General features: G+C 40.2%; 2 protein-coding genes. Both read right to left on the bottom strand.

The window, feature by feature from the left end; translation table 11 throughout:
- A partial coding sequence (locus Q0F90_RS08285) for a PHP domain-containing protein (RefSeq protein WP_296004674.1) occupies nucleotides 1-2434 on the bottom strand: 2434 nt, incomplete at its 3' end.
- Between the two features lie 2 nt (nucleotides 2435-2436).
- On the bottom strand, nucleotides 2437-3339 hold a 903-nt coding region (holA, locus tag Q0F90_RS08280; protein ID WP_296004672.1), incomplete at its 5' end, for a DNA polymerase III subunit delta.

Raw genomic sequence — 3339 nt, 5'->3', positions numbered from 1 at the left:
CGATAGTACCTGCTTTAAATACATTGTCACGACCAAAGAGCTCTTCCGTATATTTGTGAGCTTTTGCTTGATAATCACCGGAGAAGTTAAGGTCGATATCTGGAACCTTATCACCTTCGAAACCAAGGAAGATAGCAAACGGAATATCATGGCCATTAGTTTGCAATGCATGACCGCACTGAGGACAATCTCTACGTGGCAAATCAAAGCCACCTGCATATTCGCCCTTTTCAAAGAATTCAGAGTGCTTACAATTAGGACATACATAATGTGGTGGTAACGGATTTACCTCAGTAATCTCAGACATGGTGGCTGCAAAGGAAGAACCTACAGAGCCACGAGAACCTACGAGATACCCATCATCAAGGGATTTTTTTACTAGTTTATGAGCGATGTAATATAGTACACCGTAACCATTGGAGATAATACAATCCAATTCATAGTCTAAACGCTCTTGGACTACGCGTGGTAATGGATCACCATAAATAGCCTTTGCATTTCTATAGCACATTTCTGTAAAAGCTTCATCGGCCCCTTCAATTTTAGGTGAATAGGTACCATCAGGAACTGGCTTAATTTCTTCAATACTATCGTTGATAGCACGCGTATTTGTAACAACTATTTCATAGGCTTTTTCTTCACTTAAATAAGGGAAAGATTCAAGCATTTCATCGGTTGTACGCAAATGTAAATCAGGCTGCTCATCCGCATCTGGATAGCCACATGCAGTTAACATGATTTCACGATAAATTTTTTCTTCTGGCGTTAAATAGTGAACATCACAAGTAGCACATACCGGTTTGTTTAAGGCCTCACCTAATTCGATAACTGTTTTGTTCATATCGATAAGGGCTTGCTCATCTGGCATAAGTCCTTTACGAACCAAGAACATATTGTTCGTATGAGGCTGAACTTCTAAATAATCATAGAAGGAAGCTACTTCTAACAATTCCTCCTTGGTTGCGCCGCGAACGATGGATTGCATAAGCTCCCCGGCTTCACAAGCTGAACCGATGATAATGCCTTCACGATGTTCTTCGATAACGGAACGAGGTAAGCGTGGACGAACCTTGTAATGTTCTAGATGAGAAATAGAAATCATCTTGTACAGATTACGCAAACCTACCATATTCTTAGCTAACATAATGATATGGTACCGTTTGTCCTTTTCCTTTTTCTTCTTTTTATCTAGTACAGGCTCTTCATCACGTGCTACTGTTTCATCTTCGATGAGATAGCCTTCTACACCATAAATAACCTTAACACCTAACTCCTTACCAAGAGCTTGCGCCTCTGGGAAGGCTTGTACTACACCGTGGTCAGTAATAGCAACTGCAGGATGACCCCATTTCTTTATTGTTTTAAATAAATCTTTAACGGATACGAGAGCATCTTTATCACTCATCTTAGTATGTAAGTGAAGCTCTACACGAGAATCTGGACGATTTTCAGTGCGTTCTACACTCGTAGTTTCCATAGCTTCGATGCTGCGAATCGATAAGATATAATCTTTATCAAAACGATCATCAAAGCTGACGCTACCTTGTACACGAACGCGTTGTAAGCCTTTTAATTGTTTAAGTAGCGTATCCCCTTCTTCAGGGCTGTTCGTAAACTTGATAAACTTAATACTATTCGTATCATCTACGATGCTACCGTTAACAATACTTTTACCAGTCTTAGTATCACGTTTATCTAAGCCCACTAATACGCCTTCAAAGATGATACTAGGCGTATCCAAGGTCCCCATAATTTTAGACGTAACCCCTTCAATTTTAGGTCCTAAAATCATGCCCTCATCTGTAGGAGCATCCTTCGGTGCACGACGTGGATATTTGCTGTCCCCTTCACCACCTTTAGCAGTAGATTTTGTAGCACTTTTAGGGGCGCCCCCTTTACTTGTTTTAGGTGCACTACTAACAGACGCTACAGTATCATTACCACTAGACGCTGCTACGGTTTGATTAGGTCGAGAAACTACTACAGGGCTATTATTGAAATAACCAAGTTCTACAGCCTCTACGAAGGGTGCAAAATCATCATCAAACTCATCATATTCATCTTGTCGATCATAGCCCGCAAAGGATTTACCTCTAGGTACTTGGCTTTTAGCCTCTTCAGCCTCCCGTTGCGCCTCTGCAGCCTCAATCCATTCTCCAGCACCGCAGCCACCGCCATAATAATAGGTATCTAAACCTTCCCCCGTTTCAGTATCTACTTTCCACGCAAAACAGCAAGCTGTATCGGTATTTGTTGGAATATCATCAAAAGATATATTCTTCTCCTTATACCAAGCAGATAATCTGTCACGTAGACTAAGCAACGTTGAAAATGCTGAGTCTGCAGCTTGTATCGTCACATGTTGGCTATGACAGTTCACATAGAAGGATGATTTCTTATTCTGTTTTGGTACAACACGATAACGTACTTTCATTTTTATCCCTTATACCCACAGTAGGTAATACATAAATCTCTAAATCGCCAAATATCGCCCTTGCTGCTACGGCTATCCAAAATAATCTCATACAGCCCTTTTAACAAGGCTCGTAATGCTTTAGTAGAAATCCGAGAGCTCGCTTCATAAGCCAGTTTAATCGGATACGGTTTAAATGACGAATCATGGTCCTTACATAAATTCTGTATAGCTTGAACAGACATTCCCGCTTGTCGACATTCACTGACCAATAGCTGTAAACGTAATTGCCCCTCAATATAGCTCATAGCACGGTCTAATTCTTTATAGCCAAACATAAATGGAAATAGTTCAAGTAATGTATCAATATCTCGTTTTAACAGAGCCTCTTTAAAGGTAAATATATTCTTAGCTCCATAGTCACTGCCATTTTCCTCTAGGAATTCTTTGGTAATGACTTTTTCCCCTGTAATTTGCAAGAAATAACGGTCAAATTCGGTTCTCATGAAAGAAACAGGTACATCTTGCCACAAATCAATAAGATGAGCTACATATTCCTGTGCATCAGGCGTCATTTTAAAGCCATTAGACGTACAGTACTGACGTATCCACATCACAAGGTCTGCCCCTTCAAGGCGCTTGCATTGATGGTTTGGTATTTTATCTAGAAGCTCTTTATTCTGTTTAATGCGTTTATCAATCATATCATGATAAATCAAAAGGATGGGATTATCCCCATTATATTCGATGATGAGCTCATACAATGGAACCCAAGCATCGCTATTTTTGCCACTTTTACGAATGATAGGCAAGTTAACTAAGCAGAACACTTTTTGATCACCAAAGAGTGAATCTTCACAAAGCTTTTCACTAATCTTCTGTGGTCCAGCTTCATCGTCTAATACGGTCACCGGAAGGTCTGGATA

The organism is uncultured Veillonella sp. (genome assembly GCF_934190855.1).
Taxonomy (GTDB): Bacteria; Bacillota; Negativicutes; order Veillonellales; family Veillonellaceae; genus Veillonella.
This window is presented reverse-complemented; position numbering and strand designations above follow the sequence as displayed.